This window comes from Zobellia roscoffensis (genome assembly GCF_015330165.1).
GTDB classification, from domain to species: Bacteria; Bacteroidota; Bacteroidia; order Flavobacteriales; family Flavobacteriaceae; genus Zobellia; species Zobellia roscoffensis.
The window spans coordinates 3,325,213-3,345,471 of sequence record NZ_JADDXT010000002.1 but is presented as its reverse complement, the minus strand read 5'-3'; the positions used below and the strand labels follow the sequence as shown (position 1 = coordinate 3,345,471).

Genomic DNA, 20,259 nt, shown 5'->3' with positions numbered 1-20,259 from the left:
TCCTCGGAGCATGACTTCGGGGATTTTTTTATATCTATTTATTTGTGCTTTACTATATAAATTGAAAATCTCCATTATATCAAATCTTCATATTTACCCTACAAATAATATTAACATCACTTATTTCACGCTAGATTATTAGATTAAAAATAATTTTATATATTTACCAAAACCATACTAGACCATACTAGTTTTATTTTCACTATTTCTATTCCATGCCACTTATGAAAAAGTTACTGATTGTTACCCTACTCCTCTTTAGTTCAATTTCTTTGTTCGCTCAAGACGTACTCGTTGAAGCCGAAAGCTTTGATAATCCGGGTGGTTGGCTTGTAGACCCACAATTCGTTGAGCAAATGGGTTCTCCTTATCTGAATGCACATGGTATGGGAAAACCGGTAAAAAATGCTTCTACAAAAGTTAATTTCAATAAATCCGGTTCGTACCATATTTGGGTGCGCACTATGAACTGGGTTCCAGGTGAATGGGAAGCTCCTGGAAAATTTCAGTTAAAAGTGAACGAGGCCGTATTAGATACGGTATTGGGTACACGTTCCGGTTGGGGCTGGCAATATGCAGGCGAAACAAAAATCAATAAGAAAAACGAAACACATATAGAGTTAGTTGACCTTACAGGTTTTAACGGCCGCTGTGATGCCGTTTATTTTTCTACCAACAAAACAACACCTCCATCATCTCCAAAAAAGTTAGCGGCTTGGCGTCAAGAACTAGCTGCGGAACCAAATGCACCAGAGGAATTAAAAACCTATGATTTAGTGGTTGTAGGCGGAGGATTGGCAGGCTGCGCTGCAGCAATAGCCGGTGCAGAACAAGGTTTAAAGGTGGCATTGATTCATGATCGCCCAGTTTTAGGGGGTAACGCCAGTGAAGAGATACGTGTTCATACCGAAGGTATTTATGGCAATTTTGAGCGTATCCTTAAAAAAATAGACACCAAGCACTACCCTAACGGTTCGGCAGAATCTAAACTGGACCAGCAAAAAAGGGACGAAAATGTTAAGAGCTATGATAATATAGATTTATTCCTAAACTGGCGTGCTTATGATGCTATTTCGGAAGAAAACAGTGTAAAATATGTAGATGCCAGACAAACGTTTACAGGGGAAAGAAAACGGTTTACAGCGACCTATTTTGTAGACTCTACAGGTGATGGCTGGATAGGTTTTTGGGCTGGTGCGGAATTCTCATATGGACGTGAAAGCGTAGATACCTACGGAGAATATTGGGAAGAGCACGGTGAATTATGGAGTCCAAAAGAAGCGGATAATGCCGTTATGGGTTCTTCAGTTCTTTGGGGATCTAAAGACACGGATAGTCCGCAGAGTTTTCCAGAGGTACCTTGGGCCATGCCGGTATCAAAGGATTATGCAGAAGTTAATGGCGAATGGCAATGGGAGTTCAGTAGAAACGACCTGAGCCAAATTGACGATGCCGAAGAAATACGCGACCACATGCTACGTGCCATTTATGGTTCATTTTCCAATGCCAAAAAAGACGAGGTAAACAAGAACCGAAAATTGGAGTGGGTTTCGTACTTGGTTGGAAAACGGGAATCGAGAAGATTGGTAGGAGACCATATTTTTACCTTTAACGATGCTAAAGAAGGACGTAAATTTCCCGATGGCGTCGTTATCGAGAAAAGAGCGGTAGACGTTCATTACCAAACGGTATTAGAGGACGAGAAAAATCCAGATTTCATTTCGGAAGCTTTATTTTATAGAGGTCCGCAATATTACATTCCGTACAGAAGCCTGTATTCTAAAAACATTAGCAACCTTTTTATGGCCGGTCGTAATTTCAGCTGCTCCCACGCGGGACTCGGTGGGCCACGTGTTATGCTTACTACCGGGCAAATGGGTGCTGCCGTTGGTTATGCGGCTTCCCTTTGTAAAAAATACGAGGTTATGCCACGTGAAATTTACACAGGTTATTTACAGGAATATCTAGATTTAATAGAAGAACAGAAATACGAAAAGATTCCTACGTCTAAAAAATGAGAAGACTTGCATTAGGCATCCTTTTACTTCTAACCCATCTTTGTGAAGCTCAGTTTGGGTCGGCTGTTGCTTTTCCTAATAGTTCGAAAAAAACAGTTTTAGATAAAAGTCCGGAGTTTTTTGTATTGAATTGGAAACAAGGCACTATTCTAAATAGATCAGAAACCCCAATGGAAATTATTGTGGATTCCGTAGGTGCTCAAAAAGTAAATATTTTCCGAGATAATTCGGATGCACCAGTGCTGTATTCCTCAAATATTATTACGCCAGTTTGTGCCGATGGCGATTGTAGACTGATGCATATTACTTTGTATTGGACGCTTTTGGGCGATTACGCCGGTTTTGACCGATCTAGCGAAGAACCGTTGACCAAACATGACCATGACGAATTTTTGTTCTCGGACTACTGGAAGCTGCATGAACTGCTGAAAGACCACAATTCCATTTTAAAAAGAAGGGCTATAGATGAGCTGGTCACAAAACCGAAGCCTTCAACAATAGAAGGCGTAGATGCTTTGTCCGGTGCCACTATAAAAGAGGTAAAAGAATCTGTTGTTTCCGGTGCCCTTTACTCCTGTTATGTAGCCTGGCACCTGGTGCATGGTGATATTAAAGACCAAATAAAAGCATTTACCGTTGCACAACAGACCGAGCAAATGTGGATTCGTATGTTGAATAGTGAGCATACCAATTATCAAATGTACGCTCTTGAAAATCTGACCAAAAATCAATATGACACCAATTTTTCAAGAATATCAACGCTTTTTAAATCGGGTATTCCACTGGTGCGCTCGTATATCATCAAAAATTTAGCGGACTCCTTTTCCAAAGAACCGAACAAAATGCAACCCTTTTGGGATGCTTTACCCTATATTGATATTAACACTCGAAGCCTGTTATTGCAACATATAGATACTGCATCGGAAGCTACGGTGACCTCCATTTCCGGACAGTTAAGTGTACTCACTAAAAATCAGATACGAGATTTTTTATCACACTTAGAAAATGAAACGAAAATTTCTTCCGAAATTCTCAAGAATCTACGTGCCTTTGCCGACTCTAGCAAAGAGAAGAATTCTTATCTTGTAGTTCAATTTTTAGAGGATAATAGCTAATCTGCCGTTTAAAATCTACTCCTTATGATTTCCTTCATTATTTCTGTTCTTGTACTTATACTGGGTTATTATACCTATGGCAAACTGGTAGAACGTATTTTCGGAATCGACACGGAAAAGGAAACCCCTGCAATTCGTTTACGGGATGATATTGATTTTATGCCCCTACCCGCTTGGCGAATATTTCTTATCCAATTTTTAAATATTGCCGGACTAGGGCCCATCTTTGGTGCTATTGCGGGAGCCATGTTCGGACCTGCAGCTTTTCTGTGGATTGTCCTGGGAAGTATCTTTGCCGGAGCCGTTCATGATTACTTTTCCGGTATGCTCTCCGTTCGGCATGATGGACTGAGTATTAGCGAAATAGTGGGCATCTATCTGGGGCCTCAGATGAAACATATTATGCGTTTTTTCACGGTGATATTATTAATTTTTGTGGGGACCGTTTTCCTAATGGGACCGGCAAAAATTATAGATGGCATGACCGGAAACATGTGGAATCTTTGGATTTGGGTAGGTATAATTTTAGCATATTACATTCTATCCACCCTACTCCCAATAGACAAAATGATAGGAAAATTGTATCCTATTTTTGGGATTGCCATGCTATTAATGGCATTGGGGTTGGTCATTGCCCTCTTTTTTGGAGATTATCACATTCCGGAATTGGTACCGGCAAATTTAGTGAATATGACGTCTGACCCGGAAGCTACACCACTCTTTCCCATTCTTTTCGTGACGATTGCCTGTGGTGCTATTTCAGGTTTTCATGCTACGCAATCTCCTTTAATGGCCCGATGTATGCAAAATGAAAAGTTAGGGCGAAAAATTTTCTTTGGAACCATGATTACCGAAGGTGTTGTAGCTCTAATATGGGCCGCTGCAGCCATGACGTTTTTTGGTAATGTGGGAGGTCTTAACGATGCCATGTTGGCCAATGGGAATAACGCAGCATGGGCTGCGAATGAAATATCGTTGAACATGCTCGGTAAAATAGGAGGTGTTTTAGCATTATTGGGAATTGTTGCTGCCCCAATTACATCAGGAGATACCGCATTTCGTTCGGCACGATTAATTTTGTCCGATATTTTTAAGACCGACCAAAAGAAAATAAAAAACCGACTTTATATCAGCATTCCTTTGTTTATAGTCGCTTTTGCACTTACCCAGATGGATTTTGGAATAATCTGGAGGTATTTCGCCTGGAGTAATCAAACCCTAGCAACAGTAGTTCTATGGACGATTACCGCATATCTTATTTATGAAAACAAATTGTATTGGATAACTCTCCTTCCAGCAATTTTCATGACTATGGTATGCTCTACATACATTCTCATAGCACCAGAAGGCTTTGAATTAGAAAATAACGTGGCCTATATAGGGGGAGCCATTCTTACTATATTGATTTCGTTGCTATTTTGGTATTATGCTGTACAGCGAAAGAAGGTTTTTGTACAGGTGATGTAATTGATATTTTAGAGCGAATTTCTTAGAATCAATTTGGTTTCATTGCTTTTATGTTCTCGTCTGCCTTCCAAAATCATTTTGGCAGCCTCCTCTCCCATTTTCTTAAAATCGGTACTGATTACTGATATACCTCCGGCTAAAATCTCTTTAGTACTGGTATCATTGTAACTAATTAGCCCAATCTCTATACCCAGTTCCCATTCAGATTTACGAGCCAATTTTATAATCTCCACCATATCTCTATCATAAGCATCAATAGTGATGTAAAGCGTTCCTTTTTCAAAGTAGTCCGGAGAAAAGTTATAATACACCTCGCTCTTAAAATTGTATTGCGCACTAAATCGTTCAAAACCTTTTTGAACAAAATCGCCGTGTGGCGCATTTTTACGATTGAAAAGTACCAACCTATCGTATTTATTGACTAAATCAATATTTTCCTTTAGTAGATTAAGAATGTCATTCTCAAAATCTTGAAAAACCATACCACAACCATCATTGACATTAGGCTCATATTTATCCAGAATAATCAATTTTTCAGGTGGTATTTTATTGAGCACTTTCTGTACCGATTTTGAATCCTCTATGTATGTTGTAACTACAAAATGTGTGTAATTTTTGAGATTATCTAAAATCAGAGACGCAAAAAGTTCAATGTTTTGGTGATGAAAATATAAGCGGACCTTTACATTTTCACCTAAGCTTGAAATAAGTGAATTATATAAATCTTCCTTAAAGGGTGTAAACTTATCCAACAAGAAAAACACCTTAAACTCCGTTTCTACAGAAAGGTCGTTCACAAAATAACCAATCTTGTCCACTGCCCTAACAATTCCCTTTTCGCTTAGGTAGTTTAATGCTTTAAAAACTGTTTCACGACTAAAGTTAAAATGAGCGGAGAGCTTGTTTACTGATGGTAACCTTTCATCAAGAACTAATTGCTTTTGTTCAATTTGCGAAGTAATACTATCTGCAAGCAGAAGATATTTAGGCTTCTTTGAGTTCTTTTCAATACTAAGTTTTACCATTTATTCTTTCTTAACCATTTGGGACGAACGCAAAAATACTAAAACCAAATTTACCTGCTTTACAGTTGTAATCAAGTAGCCGATTTATAAAAATAAATCTAGACACTTAAAATTATAATTGATTTTACAGATTCTAATTTAGGTAAAATCAGCTTAAAAGTATTGTGTTCAAATATTTCAGGAAAGAAAAATCCTATGAAACACCACGATATTTAAGGGAATACCAATTGTTACCCCCTCAAATTCAACATTTAGCAAAAAATATTTGGCAAATATGTAATAATGTTATTTATTTGTTAAACAGACTAGACCAGACTAGACTTGTAATTTGGAACAGTCAAACCTTAAATAACTCACTATTCACCTCTCAACTTAAACTAGAGCTTATGAAAAAAGCAGTCTTATTTTTTCTTTTATCGATATTCGCGCTTTGCGAAGTATCGGCACAAATTACGGTATCAGGTACCGTAAGCGACGAACAGGGTATTCCCATACCAGCTGCCAACATTGTTGAAAAAGGAACAACCAATGGAGTTGTAGCAGATTTTGATGGAAATTTTAGTATTGAAATTCCAGAAGGGGCTACCTTAATCTTCAGTTCTATTGGTTACGGAACTGTTGAAAAGGCCGTAAACGGTCAAACCTCATTAAATGTTACCATGGCTGAAGAGGCATCGCAACTAGATGAAGTAGTTGTGGTTGGGTACGGAACCCAAAAAGCAGTTAATTTAACTGGATCTGTAGAAACCGTTAAAGCGGAGGAAATAGCAAAGCAACCAGTTGCTCAAGCTTCACAGGCATTAGCAGGGCTAGTTCCTGGTCTTACCGCAACACAATCCAGTGGCCAGCCAGGCTCAGATGGTGCGGCCATACGTATTCGTGGGGTAGGTACTTTAGGCAGCGGAGCCAAAAATAACCCACTTATTTTGGTTGACGGTATCCCTGATGACATTAATAGCTTAGACCCTAGTGATATTGAATCTATTTCCGTACTTAAAGATGCTTCGGCTTCAGCTATATATGGCTCTCGTGCGGCAAACGGTGTAATTCTTATTACTACAAAAAGGGGTAAGGAAGGGAAAATATCAACCTCTTACAATACTTACGTTGGGGTACAGAGCATTGCTCAAAATCTACAATTCGCAGATGCGTTAGGGTATATGGAAGCATTTAACTCTGCTGAGCCTGGTGCATTTTCTGACGACGTACTTAACCAATACCGTTCGGGTAACGGAGTAGGTTCAGAGGCCTTACCAGATACGGATTGGGTTGGTCTTCTATTCAATTCAGCTGCTATTCAGCAATACCATAGTCTTTCTGTACGTGGTGGTTCTGAAAAATTGAAAGTAGCCAGCTCTATATCGTTCACCGATCAAGACGGTAACATTCCAAACTTTAAATTTCAAAGATATAATGGCAGGTTTAATCTAGATTATGCACTTAGCAAAAAATTAGACTTAGCATTTGACCTTAACTTCAGAAGAGAAGTTAAAAGTCAGCCCGCACGTTTAAATAATCTTACTCGTTCGGCATATCGTCTACAGCCACTCTTTGTAGCTTTTAATGATGATGGTACCTATGGTTCCGGTTTTGGTGGTAGCAACCCCGTTGCACTAGCTAATTCTACTGCGAAAGATGAAACCGTTTCAAATTACTTTAGAGCCTTGGCCAAAGTAACTTATAGACCGTTCAACAATTTCTCTATTGCCGCAACGTATGCACCACAATTTTTTGATAGAGACCAAGATGATTTTAGAGCACGATACACCTATTACGAAGGTTCGGGTGGACCAGCGCAAAGTACTGTAGGCGGTGGAATTTCTGAAAGCTCGCTCTTCAAGGAAACATTTACCACATTCCAAGACAACTTTAATGCGGTTGCTAACTGGGGAAAAGAATTTGGCGATCACAATGTTTCGGTTTTAGGAGGCTATGAATTTCTTAAATTCAATTCGGAAATATGGTCCGCTAGTAGAAGAGGGTTTGTTCTAGACGAATTTAGAGGTCTAGATAATGGTTTACCAGATACGCAACTAAACTCTGGTAATTCAACCTTAAACGGATTAGAGTCTTTATTCGGAAGAATAAATTACACTTACAAAAACAAATATCTTTTTGAAGCAAATGTTAGAAAAGATGCTTCTTCGCGCTTTGCCGAAGGCTATCGTTCTGCAACCTTTCCATCTTTTTCCGTTGGTTGGGTAGTATCCGAAGAGAAGTTTCTTCAGGATAATGAAACCATCAACTTTCTAAAATTTAGAGCCTCTTGGGGACAATTAGGAAACCAGTTCATTTTTGCCGCCAACAGAACCGATAATAACGGAGATGTTATTCAAGGTTCAGATGGTTCAGCCGTGGCTCAAGAGGTAAACTTCCCTTATACTTCCCTTTTTGGTCTTGGTAATGCCAATGCTGTTATTGGCGGTACTCCAGTAGTAGGTGGAGCCCAGTCAGTTTTAGCCAATTCACAATTACAATGGGAAACCGGCGAAACCCAGAATGTTGCTATGGATGCTAAATTTTTTAACAGTAAGCTATCTTTCACTGGAGAATATTACGTGCGTAAAACAAAAGATATTCTTTTAGGGGTTACTATACCAACATCAGTAGGTTTGGAAGCTCCAGTTCAGAATGCTGGTGAAGTTTGGAACACAGGATACGATTTTAGTATTGGTTGGAACGATATGATCGGTGAAGATTTCCGTTACGGAATCAACCTTAACTACTCTGGTTTTGACAACGAAATCAAAGACTTGGGCGGTCTAGACCAGTTACCTCCAGGTAACACAATTAATCGCGTTGGTGAAGAAATTGGTTCTATCTACGGTCTAAAAGTAGATGGACTTTATCAAGAAAGCGATTTTGATGTAGATGGTAATCTTAATAGTTCATTACCATCACCAGGGTTTGGAGCAATCCAAGCGGGTGATTTAAAATATGCTGATATCTCTGGTCCTGATGGAGTACCAGACGGAGCAATAACAAATGACGACCGTACCATTATTGGTAGTGACATTACTACTCAAAATTGGGGACTAGAGCTTTTCTCTGCCTATAAAGGTTTTGACCTTTCAGTATCATTACTCGGAGCTGGAGGACGTGATGTGGTATTGCAAGGTGATGCTGGTTGGGCCTTTTTTAACGCTGGTAAAATTCAGGAATGGCAAACGGATTACTGGACTCCTACTAATACAGGTGCAGCATATCCGCGTTTAACTCCAGGAAGTTCACACTCTAACTGGCGTGTGAATGAAACTTGGATGCATGATGCCTCTTATGTAAGACTAAGAAATATAACTCTTGGCTATAAGATACCTAGAGATGTATTGGATAAATTCAGTATTTCAGCTGCACGTATCTACTTGTCCGGGCAAAACTTAGCTACTTGGGATAACATGCCTGAAGGTATAGACCCTTTGACCCCACAATTTTCTAGTGGTGCTTTTTACCCTGTTACCAAAGTTTTCACAATGGGCCTTAACGTAACATTCTAATCGTATAATTTCTTTACAATGAAAAACATAAAATATATCATCTTAATAAGTCTTAGCCTGCTGGTATTTCCTGCCTGTGAAGACAACGTATTGAACTTAGAAGACCCTGGGAGCCCAACGGATGCCACTTTCTTCAGAACGGAAGCACAATTGGAAGTTGCTCTTACAGGAGTTTATGAATCCTTGAATTACGTAAGTAGCGTTCCTTTCCCTCAGTTACTAGATCACACCACTGATTACGCGTATAATAGAGGTAATGTTGGTGGAACCGTAGCGGTAACAACTGGAGGTATTACTTCCACCGAAAGTATCGTAAACGGTTTTTGGAATAGCTTTTATACCGGTATTCAAAGAGCGAACAACTTATTGACCAATATGCCCAAGGCCGAGGAAGCTTCTGATCCAGGCCGTTATGAGCAAATAAAAGCCGAGGCACTGTTCTTAAGAGCTATGTTTTACAGTTACCTGACCGAACTTTACGGTGATGTTCCTTTTAGAACCGAAGTAACTTCCTTGGAAGAGTTGGAGATTGTATCCAGAACGCCTAAAGCTGAAATCGTTGCAAGTATTATTGCTGACTTGGAAGAGGCTGCTAGTATTTTACCTCCTACACAATCGGCAAATGAACGTGGGCGAGCTTCTGCTAATGCCGCTAATGCTCTGATTTCTCGTATTGCATTGTATAATGAAGATTATGTATTGGCTGAAAGCGCCGCTCTCAAAGTGATAAATTCTCCCGAAACTCCAAGTTTGTTTCCCGATTATGAAGCTTTATTTACGGATGCTGGTGTAGGTTCATCAGAAGTATTATTAGATTTATCATACATCAATGGAACAAAGACTCATGGTCTATCTCAAAGACAAGGTAGTAGATTTGGTGGTTGGTGCCAATTGGTTCCTGCTCAACAAATAGTTGATAGTTATGAAACCATAAACGGATTACCTATTGATGAGGATCCAGCATTTGATCCCGCAAATCCGTTCGAAAATCGCGATCCACGTTTGGCTGCTACTATTGCTTTACCAAACAACATATGGACAGGGCATATAATTCAGCAACACAGTGATAGTATAGCAACATGGCGTATTGAAGATGGCGCTAAAGTTGAACGTGTTTTCAATCCTAATGCGGCCAACCCTGCAGGCAGAAAAATAATTGACCCTGTAGATGGCACGGAATATGTAACCGGAGGCGCAAATCGTTTTACTGCATTTACCGGATATTTCTGGAAAAAATTCTCAGATGCACCTAGATTATTGGGGTCATTAACAGGAGGTCCTAGTCCTTTACAGTCTGAGCAGACCATTTATTTAATGAGATATGCCGAAGTACTTCTAAATTATGCCGAAGCTAAAATTGAAGCTGGTACCGTAGACGCTAGTGTTCTAAATGCATTGAACGATGTACGTGAACGTGCTTATAACAATAGTGGTTTCGCTTTTCCTGCAGTTACTACAACGGATCAAGCAGAGTTGAGAAAAATTATTAGAAGAGAGCGTAAAGTAGAGTTCGCAGATGAAGGACTTCGCCTGTTTGATATTAGAAGATGGGGTGTTGCCGAAAAGGTTATGAATACTACTGTTTTTGGTGGTCCTGCCAATGGCTTTAGTAAAATAGGAAGTTTAAATTATGTTCCTAATATTGATGATGACGGCTACATAGATTACACTGGCGCGCCTTCTCAACCAAGAGTTGAAATGGGCAACTTAGATTACAGAGAGTTGGAAGAAAGAACCTTTGACGCCGGAAAACACTATTTATGGCCTATACCACAGGCAGAAATTGACGCTACGGAAAATGTAGTAACTCAAAACCCCGGGTATTAAAAATGTTTGTTAGTTTTTGTTAGTTTTTTCAAATAGGGGGTGCTAGTTTACCCCCTATTTCTAAATTACAGAAAATTAGAGTTAATAGTATATTCATCATAAGAATGGGCACAATAGACATTACGGTTATACTGATTTTTACTTTGCTTGTCTTCGTATGCGGACTTAGCTTTTCAAAGTCGGGTAGAAATATGAAATCATTCTTTGCAGCGGGTGGAGCACTACCCTGGTGGATGAGTGGCCTTTCTCTCTTTATGAGTTTCTTTTCTGCAGGTACCTTTGTAGTATGGGGTTCCATAGCATATTCCAGTGGTTGGGTTGCCATTACCATTCAAACTACAATGTGCATTGCCGGTGTTCTAATCGGTTTTTTCATTGCTCCTAAATGGCAAAAAACAAAAGCGCTTACCGCGGCCGAATTTATAACGGACCGATTAGGGTACAGCACTCAAAAAATTTACACCTATTTATTTTTGTTGATATCCATCTTTACCACGGGTGCTTTTTTATATCCCGTAGCTAAAATTGTTGAAGTATCAACAGGTTTCCCTATAAGTACCAGTATTATCGTACTGGGTATATTAATTTTAATCTATACCGCAGTTGGTGGTCTTTGGGCAGTAATTGTTACAGATGTTCTTCAATTTGTGGTACTTACTGCAGCCGTTTTAATAGTTGTTCCGCTTTCGCTGGATAAAATTGGCGGTATCGAGAATTTTGTATCACAGGCTCCTGAGAATTTTTTCAATTTGGTAAATGAAGAATATACTTGGGGTTTTATGGTTGCCTTCGGGTTATACAATCTTTTCTTTATTGCCGGTAATTGGGCTTATGTACAACGCTATACCAGTGTTGCCACTCCAAAAGATGCAAAAAAAGTAGGATGGCTTTTTGGCGGACTCTATCTCGTTAGTCCGTTAATCTGGATGTTACCTCCTATGATCTATAGAGTTCTTAATCCTGAATTGGGTGGTTTGGCAGATGAAGGTGCCTATCTTTTAATGTGTAAAGAAGTGCTTCCTGTTGGAATGTTGGGGCTAATGTTAGGCGGAATGATTTTCGCTACATCAAGCTCTGTAAATACCACTCTAAATATCTCCGCTGGTGTATTGGCCAATGACGTTTACAAACATTTTAGACCTAACGCGGATGGAGACAAATTGGTAAAAGTAGGTAGGACAGCTACTATATTACTCGGTGTACTAACCATACTCATTGCACTATTGGTTCCTTATATGGGTGGTATCGTGGAGGTAGTTATGAGCTTAGCGGCTATAACTGGTGGAGCTATGTTTTTACCACCTATGTGGGCTTTGTTCAGTAAATATCAAACTGGCAAGAGTGCTTTAATTGTTACAGTTATCACTTTAGTTATCAATGCCTTTTTTAAATTTTTATCTCCTACTCTTCTCAACTTTTCATTTGATAGAGCCGAAGAAATGGGGTTTGGCATGGGTATTCCCGTAGTGCTATTAGCAGCATTTGAGGTATACGCGCGTTCCCAACAAAAGGCCACTTTAGAATACGACAACTATCAACTTAAAGTAGCTGAAAAAGTTTCCGAGACGGAGGAAGAAGCTGCTGCCGGAAATAAAAAAGGTACACGGGTTATAGGTATTGGCGTAGCACTAACCGGCCTAATGATTTTAATATTATCCTTTATTGCCAAAACCGGGGCACTCTTAGTGGGAGGCATGGGAACGTTGGTCTTATTACTTGGGGGCTATATCGTCTTTAAAACCATTAATAAGAATTAAGATCAAACAGTTCTCACTTATAACGTTTCAAAAAACACCAAGTCTAAATACTAAAGTACAAATTGCATTATATGATTTCAGAAGCCTATAGTTCCAAAAAAAGAATCACGAAAACCGTACCACTACAAAGTGACCTTGTTGTAGTTGGAGGTGGTCTTTCAGGTGTCTGCGCCGCAATTACGGCAGCCCGTTCGGGCCTAAAAGTTACACTCCTACAAGATCGTCCGGTACTTGGTGGTAATGCCTCTTCTGAAGTTCGTCTTTGGAGTTTGGGTGCAACCTCACACATGGGTAATAATAACCGTTGGAGCCGTGAAGGCGGATTGATCAATGAAATTCTTTTAGAGAACCTTAAAAGAAATAAAGAAGGGAATCCGCTAATTTTTGACACCGTACTGCTCGAAAAAGTATACGAAGAAAAAAATATAACCCTACTCCTTAATACAGCTGTTTATGATGTTGAAAAAGGAGACGATAATAAAGTTAAAACAGCAACTGCTTTTTGCAGTCAGAATTCCACGACATACGTAGCTAGTGCCCCTCTTTTCTGTGATGCTTCGGGTGATGGAATTATTGCTTTTATGTCCGGAGCGTCGTTCCGGATGGGTGCGGAAACCAAAGAAGAATTTGATGAAGGCTTTGCTCCTAATATTAAAGATTACGGTAATCTTTTAGGGCACTCTCTTTACTTTTACACTAAAGACGTGGGAAAGCCTATTTCTTATACAGCACCATCTTTTGCCATAAAAAATGCAGAAGAACTTCCGCGTATTAAAAACTTTCAATTGGGAGATCACGGTTGTAAGCTTTGGTGGGTAGAACACGGTGGACGCTTAGATACGATACATCAATCAGAAGACATAAAATTTGAACTTTGGAAAGTAGTTTATGGCATTTGGGATTACGTAAAGAATAGTGGTAAATATCCCGAAGCCGCAAACCTTACCTTAGAATGGGTCGGGACTATTCCCGGCAAACGGGAAAGCCGACGTTTTGAAGGTGACTTCATGCTTACCCAAAAAGATATTGTTGAGCAACGCGATTATTATGATGCGGTTTCTTTTGGCGGTTGGGCTATGGATTTACATCCTGCAGACGGTATTTACAGCAAACACAATTCATGTACGCAATGGCATGGTAAAGGGGTGTATTCCATTCCATATCGTTGTTATTATTCTAAAAACATAGATAATCTTTTTCTTGCAGGCAGAATCATAAGCGCAAGTCATGTCGCCTTTGGCTCTTCCCGCGTTATGCTTACCTGTGCTCACGGAGCGCAAGCAGTAGGTGAAGCAGCTGTTATTTGTAAAGAGGAAGGTTTATTACCCCGAGATATTGCGTCCAAAGGAAACATAGGAAAACTACAACTGGCCCTTAACAGAAACGGACAAAGTATTCCAAGGCTATCACTTCAAGATATAGATGACTTGGCGGTTAAAGCAAATATTGAAGCTAGTTCTACTTTAGCATTTTCCGGTTTTGCAGCGACAGACGATTGGCAAATACTAAAGTTCGGGTTGGCTCAAATGGTGCCTCTTAAAGCGAACGAAACGTATAGTTTTGAATTTGTAGTAGATGCTTTGGAAGCTACTAATTTAGAGCTTCAACTTAAAAGCAGTTCGGCATGTACCCATTTTACGCCAGACGTAATTATTGATAAAAAGGAAATCGATTTACAGAAAGGGAAACAAAAAATCACTTTTACAACTACTAAAACACAGGCGCAAGACCACTACTCGTTCTTCTGTCTAATGAAAAATGAGAAGGTAAAAGTTCGTCTTTCGGATGAGCGTATAACGGGATTGATGACCGTTGAGAACAAAGTAAACAAAGCGGTATCCAATTTTGGAAGACAAGACCCACCTGCAGAAATAAACGTTGACAGCTTTGAATTTTGGACTCCAGAAAGACGCCCAAAAGGCAAAAACATAGCCCTCAAAATGTCAACTCCCATACCTATTTTTAAAGTCGATAATCTTAAAAACGGAGAAGTTAGGCCCAATTCAAACGGAAGTACCAATGCTTGGGTAGCCAACATTGCCGATAAAACCCCAACGCTTGATTTGAAATGGCATGATAAAGTCGGCATTAAAACCATAAAACTCTTTTTTGATTGCGATTATGACCATGCTTTAGAAACTACGCTTATGGGACATCCAGAAGATATAATTCCTTTTGTGGTTGCCGATTACAAAATAAAAGATAGTTCTGGAAATATTATCAAAGAAGTAACAGGTAATTATCAAGCTATAAACACTATTGAGCTGGATCAGGCTATTTCAACAGACAAGCTAACGTTTGAGTTCGTCAAAAAAGAAGAGCATATACCTGTTTCTGTTTTTAAAATATCAGTTTATAACCAAACCCTATAAAATGATTAAGAACGTAATTGGACTTTCTATATTTCTTATTCTGGGCACTACACAAGTAGTAGCCCAGAAAGAAGATAGTACCCAATTACCTGATATCAGCTCTTTTCATCAAGACCTTTTTGTTCCTGAAATAACGGAAGGAACACCTGTAGCCGGTAAACGACTTAGACAAACTTTGGCTTCGTACCTAAACACAGATGTCTATCACTTAGTCTACCTGCCTACGAATTATAAAGAAGGCAAAAAATATCCAGTTATTGTAGAATATCCGGGTAACGGGCCATATACAAGTGCTTCTGGAGATGTTTCAACAGGCCAAGTAGACGGTTGTAATTTGGGATATGGTCTTAGCGAAGGCAAAGGTTTTATATGGATAAGTATGCCTTTTATAAGTGCTGATGGCAACGAAAACCAAAAATGGTGGTGGGGAGATATAGAAGCAACCAAAAGGTACTGCATAGACACGGTTAAAGAAGTCTGTACTAAATTTGGGGGTGATACTTCCAACATTATTTTAGTTGGATTCTCAAGAGGAGCCATCGCTGTAAATTATATAGGGCTTCATGATGATGAAATCTCCCATCTTTGGAAGGCCTTTATCGTTAATTCACATTATGACGGTTTAAAAACATGGGACTACCCAAATTCCGATAAAACATCGGCCCTTGAACGATTAAAGCGCCTGAACGGAAGACCTCAATTTATTTGCTCCGAAGGCCATGGAACGGCAAAAAGTAAAAATTACCTGGACCAATCAGGTATTCAAGGAAACTTTACTTTTATGAACATCCCAGTTAGAAATCATACCAATACTTGGACTTTATATGATTTAAAAGAACGAGAAAATATTAGAACATGGCTAGCGGAAACAATCAAAAAAAACTAAGAAAACATCAGTATAAAATGAAAAACGTATTCTACAGATCCACTTTGCTTTTTGGTTTCTTGTTCGTGATTTTCTCCTGTAAGACTAGCTCAGGAGATGATAAGCTAAATCAAACCTTAAATTATGGCACTACTAAAGTGTCTTTGTTTACGGCTACGAACGGTCAGTTAGCATTTCAAATTACCAGAAATCAAAAAATAGTTCTAGACACTTCCCTCCTGGGCCTTAAAGTAAATGACAAACATTTAGGGAAGAACGTGGAAATAGCACTTCTGGAGCAAAAAGAAATACAGGTACAATATCCGCTTAACGGAATTAAAAGTGAAGCCTCCTATACAGGAGATTTACACACTTACAAAGTTTCAGAAGCCGATGGAACCGACTGGAAATTAGAATTTCGACTTTCCAATGAAGGTGTGGCCTACCGTTATGTAGTTTCTGGCCAAGGCACACAGCACGTTCAGGGCGAAGAAAGCAGTTTTAAAATACCGAGCCAAACCAAAGTTTGGTACTTTGAGCGCGATAGCGACTGGAAATTAAAATCCCACGCTGGTGAATGGCTTTCTGCCGATATTTCCCAAATGCCTAGGGTTTCACAAATGGGTCCTATTCAAGGCTTGACCCTTACTTGCGAACTCCCACAAGGAGGTTATGCATTATTGGCCGAAGCTGCACTTTATAATTATAGCGGTATGCGTTTGGAAGCTGTTGGTAACAACACCTTTAAGGCCAATTTTGAAGAAGGTGATACCGGTTTTGATGTTTCGGGCAATGTAACCACACCATGGCGCTGTATTTTATTGGCAGACACTTTAAACGATTTGGCCAACAATACCATGGTAGCATCGTTAAACCCTGCTCCCGACCCCAAGTTATTTACGGACACCGACTGGATTAAACCCGGAAAATCCGTTTGGCACTGGTGGTCCGGGAAATATGTGGATTATAGAGAAGAGCATGATATGGTAGATGATGCCGTAGAACTGAACTTTTTATATAATATGGTTGATGATGGTTGGGAAAGGTGGCCTGACAAATGGACTAAGGTGACGGAACTATCCAACTACGCCAAGGAAAAAGGAATCGGCATTTTTGTATGGAAGCATTCCAAGGAAATCAATTTTCCTGAAGATGATTATGCCATCATGGGCCAATTTCTAGATAGCGTAAAACAGACCGGCGCCGTTGGGGTAAAAGTCGATTTTATGAACGGCCAGAGCAAAAGTATCATATCTTTTGATGAAGCATTATTAAGAAAAGCAGCGGAAAGACAATTGATGGTCAATTTTCATGGTTGCCAACAAAGCTCCGGAGAATATCGCACCTACCCGAACGAGGTTACGCGTGAAGGCATACGAGGTTTAGAGGTAAACCATATGAAAGAAGGTCCTTTAACCGCTTCTCACAATGCTGCATTGCCGTTTACGAGATACGTAACCGGTCATGGCGACTATACACCGCTTGGGTTTACCGAGCCAGGAGAAACTACTTGGGCGCATCAATTAGCTACTTTGGTAACTTTTTATTCTCCTTTTAATTGTATTGCAGAAAACACCCAATTCCTTTTAAAAACCAAAAGTATTCAGCCCGCTTTGGATTTTATTAAGACCATACCTTCTGTCTGGGATGAAACCTTTGTATTACCTCAAAGTAAAATTGGAGAATTGGCAGCTATTGCTAGACGCACGGACAATGATTGGTATTTAGGCGTTCTACGAAGTGGAGCTGCCCAAGAAATGATTATCGATTGTAGTTTTTTAGGCGATGGCGAGTACACCGCGGAAATCTTTACTGACGATACCGAAGCCGAACGCATTAATTTAGAAGGTCTCAATAAAGAAACCAACCTACGCCAATGGAATACGGCGGTACCCTTTAAAAAACGTACCGAAACAATTTCCAAAGATAAAACGATAATTATTCACCTTGCCGAACACGGTGGTGCTACCATTAAGTTTATCAAAAAATAAAGAGTATCCATGAAAAATTTTGCTTCTATAGCGCTTTTTACAATCGTTTTTCTAGGCTCATGTTCAACCAAAAAAACGGAAACGGCTCAAGAAAACGAAACCTTATCCCTTAACGGGGAATGGCACTTTTTAGCTTCTAGCAAAGAAAGTGAAGAGCAAATTTTGGCCACAGATTACACAAAGTGGGATACCCTTACCGTTCCCGGAAATTGGGATGTTGAAAACAGATACGCCCATTTTAAGGGCAAAGGGTATTACCAACGTAATTTCACCATTCCTGAAAACTGGCAAAAAAAACAGATTCGCATAAAGTTTGATGCCGTTTACGAAACCTCTAAAGTTTGGTTGAACGGAAAATTATTGGGAGAACATGAAGGCGGCTACACTCCTTTTGAATTCAATATTACTGACCAAATACAGCCCAGAAAACCAAATACACTTTTGGTAATGGCCGACAATACGTTTAGACGAGGTGCTTGGTGGGCCTGGGGCGGTATAAGTCGTGATGTATCCTTACTAGCAAATAACGATGTTCGTTTGGTTTGGCAACATATTTCCGCTGTGCCAAATTTTGATAAGGGTCTGGTAGACTTTACCATTTCTTATACAATAGAAAACAATTCTGCTGAGACTCAAAATCTTACTATCAACGCTCAAGTTATTGGGCCTGACAATAAATCATGGCAACCTAAAACTCTTGAAACGATTGTTGCACCAAACGAGACCACCGAAAAAGTCTTGACTTTTCAAAAGGAATTGAAGGATGTAGAATTATGGCATTTTGACCGTCCTAACCTTTACACATTAAACAGTACTATTGCTTCTAATTCCCAAGGGCTGGATTCGGTTTCCGATAAATTTGGCATACGGAAAATGGAGGCTATTGGAGAAGAATTATACCTCAATAACGAAGCTGTACGCTTAAATGGTTTTAATCGTGTACACGACCATCGTCTATATGGAAATACCGAACCCTTGGAACTCATTCAAAACGATATTTTAGACATTAAAGCCCTAGGCGGAAACTTCTCTAGGATTATGCACGCGCCTGCATCCAAGAATCTTTTACAGTTTTGCGACAGTATTGGCTATATGCTCATTGAAGAAATTCCGGTTTGGGGCCGTGGCGCTCCAAATGCTATCCCAGATAACCCAAGAACAAAAAAATGGTTGAAAGAAATGATTACTCGCGATTTTAACCACGCCAGTGTGGTTGGTTGGAGTATGGGTAACGAAATTGGCAACCCTGACGGCGAATGGCAAGATATGACCATGACACCCGGTCAGTACGAATATGTGAATGATATGGTAGACCATGTGGCAACTCTAGACTCCACACGTTTAAAAACTGTGGTGAGTTTCACATCTCACCTCCCTCTAGCAAAACGCGGAAATGAACCCTACGAAAAACTAGATTTTCTATGTATGAATTCTTATGGGGAGACTTATGAAAAAGTGGGTAGAGCTCATGCAAAATTTCCGGGAAAACCCATTTTCATTTCAGAGATGGGTGACAAGCAGATAGGTCTTACTCCTGATGCGGAGTTTAGTGATAGGCTCATTGACCAACTGAATAAGTTGAGAACACTGCCATATGTAGTAGGTTCTTCATTATGGACGTATAATGATTATCGCAGCGATTATAAAGCTACTCCTCCTTCTGAAAATAGAGCTTGGGGCGTGGTTGATGTATGGCGCAATAAGAAAAAGGCGTACAAGCAAATTCAGGATATTTATGCACCCGTTCAAAGTTTAGATGCTACCATGGACAAAAATGGAATAACAATCACTTTGCGTCCTAGAAACAAACAAGATATTCCCGCTTATATTATGGAGGGGTATGCGCTAGTGTACGAACTTTTTAACGACCAAGACCAATCGATCAGTAAAAAACGGATTGAGCTACCAATCATAAAACCTGGAGATGATGCGCTGAAACTCAACTTGAAAAATGAATACAACGCCACTCGGATTGACATTGGCCTATGGTCGCTCATGCAAATAGAAGTTAAAACAGCTTCATCTGAAGAACTAAAAAAACTACCCGTAGAAACATCTAACTCTCCTATTATAGAGTTTTTGGGTAGAACAAATGAAAGTGTTGGCATAGGATACACCGTGAGTGAAAAAGATTCCATTTTTACTTTTAAATATGGTAACAGCAAAGAAAATCTTACAAAAGAAACAACCTCCAATTTAAAAGGAGCCATCAAAATTAAATGGCCCGCAACCGAGCCTTTTTTCGTGAAATTAAAATCTGATGTTACAGATTGGTCTACGACAAAACAACTCCAGGAATAGCGTAAAAATTCAAAACTAGAACCTTTG

At 39.6% G+C, this 20,259-nt stretch carries 11 protein-coding genes; 10 read left to right on the top strand and 1 reads right to left on the bottom strand.

The genetic code is table 11. The features are described 5' to 3' along the window. Positions 1–224: 224 nt before the first annotated feature. From IWC72_RS13645 to IWC72_RS13635, 3 genes are read left to right on the top strand one after another with little or no spacing between them, the layout of a single operon-like run. Positions 225–2,018, top strand: a complete 1,794-nt coding sequence (locus IWC72_RS13645; RefSeq protein WP_194530131.1) for an FAD-dependent oxidoreductase — start codon at positions 225–227, stop codon at positions 2,016–2,018. After that, positions 2,015–3,133, top strand: coding sequence for a hypothetical protein (locus tag IWC72_RS13640; RefSeq protein ID WP_194530130.1), 1,119 nt, complete (start codon positions 2,015–2,017; stop codon positions 3,131–3,133). The genes IWC72_RS13645 and IWC72_RS13640 overlap by 4 nt, the downstream gene beginning before the upstream one ends. A 24-nt stretch (positions 3,134–3,157) precedes the next feature. Further along, on the top strand, positions 3,158–4,600 hold the full coding sequence (locus IWC72_RS13635; RefSeq protein ID WP_194530129.1) for a carbon starvation CstA family protein: 1,443 nt from the start codon (positions 3,158–3,160) through the stop codon (positions 4,598–4,600). Between the two features lie 8 nt (positions 4,601–4,608). Here the strand turns inward: IWC72_RS13635 and IWC72_RS13630 are convergent, their stop codons facing one another. After that, a complete protein-coding gene (locus tag IWC72_RS13630) occupies positions 4,609–5,625 on the bottom strand; it encodes a GntR family transcriptional regulator (RefSeq protein WP_194526713.1) in 1,017 nt (338 codons plus the stop codon). A 386-nt stretch (positions 5,626–6,011) separates the two neighbouring features. Here IWC72_RS13630 and IWC72_RS13625 point away from each other — a divergent pair, with 386 nt between their 5' ends. From IWC72_RS13625 to IWC72_RS13595, 7 genes are all read left to right on the top strand, one after another. Beyond that, positions 6,012–9,119: a SusC/RagA family TonB-linked outer membrane protein gene (locus tag IWC72_RS13625; RefSeq protein ID WP_194530128.1), complete on the top strand. Its 3,108-nt coding sequence runs from the start codon at positions 6,012–6,014 to the stop codon at positions 9,117–9,119. A gap of 18 nt (positions 9,120–9,137) precedes the next feature. Then, positions 9,138–10,946, top strand: a complete 1,809-nt coding sequence (locus tag IWC72_RS13620; protein ID WP_194530127.1) for a RagB/SusD family nutrient uptake outer membrane protein — start codon at positions 9,138–9,140, stop codon at positions 10,944–10,946. A 191-nt stretch (positions 10,947–11,137) separates the two neighbouring features. Then, positions 11,138–12,703, top strand: a complete 1,566-nt coding sequence (locus IWC72_RS13615) for a sodium:solute symporter family protein (protein ID WP_226968041.1) — start codon at positions 11,138–11,140, stop codon at positions 12,701–12,703. A gap of 71 nt (positions 12,704–12,774) precedes the next feature. Beyond that, positions 12,775–15,075 (top strand): FAD-dependent oxidoreductase, encoded by a 2,301-nt coding sequence (locus IWC72_RS13610; RefSeq protein WP_194530125.1) that lies wholly within the window; start codon positions 12,775–12,777, stop codon positions 15,073–15,075. A 1-nt stretch (position 15,076) separates the two neighbouring features. Then, positions 15,077–15,961 (top strand): alpha/beta hydrolase family protein, encoded by an 885-nt coding sequence (locus IWC72_RS13605; protein ID WP_194530124.1) that lies wholly within the window; start codon positions 15,077–15,079, stop codon positions 15,959–15,961. 17 nt (positions 15,962–15,978) lie between these two features. Next, on the top strand, positions 15,979–17,931 hold the full coding sequence (locus tag IWC72_RS13600; RefSeq protein ID WP_194530123.1) for a glycoside hydrolase family 97 protein: 1,953 nt from the start codon (positions 15,979–15,981) through the stop codon (positions 17,929–17,931). Positions 17,932–17,940: 9 nt separating this feature from the next. After that, positions 17,941–20,232 (top strand): glycoside hydrolase family 2 protein, encoded by a 2,292-nt coding sequence (locus IWC72_RS13595; protein ID WP_194530122.1) that lies wholly within the window; start codon positions 17,941–17,943, stop codon positions 20,230–20,232. Positions 20,233–20,259 lie beyond the last annotated feature (27 nt).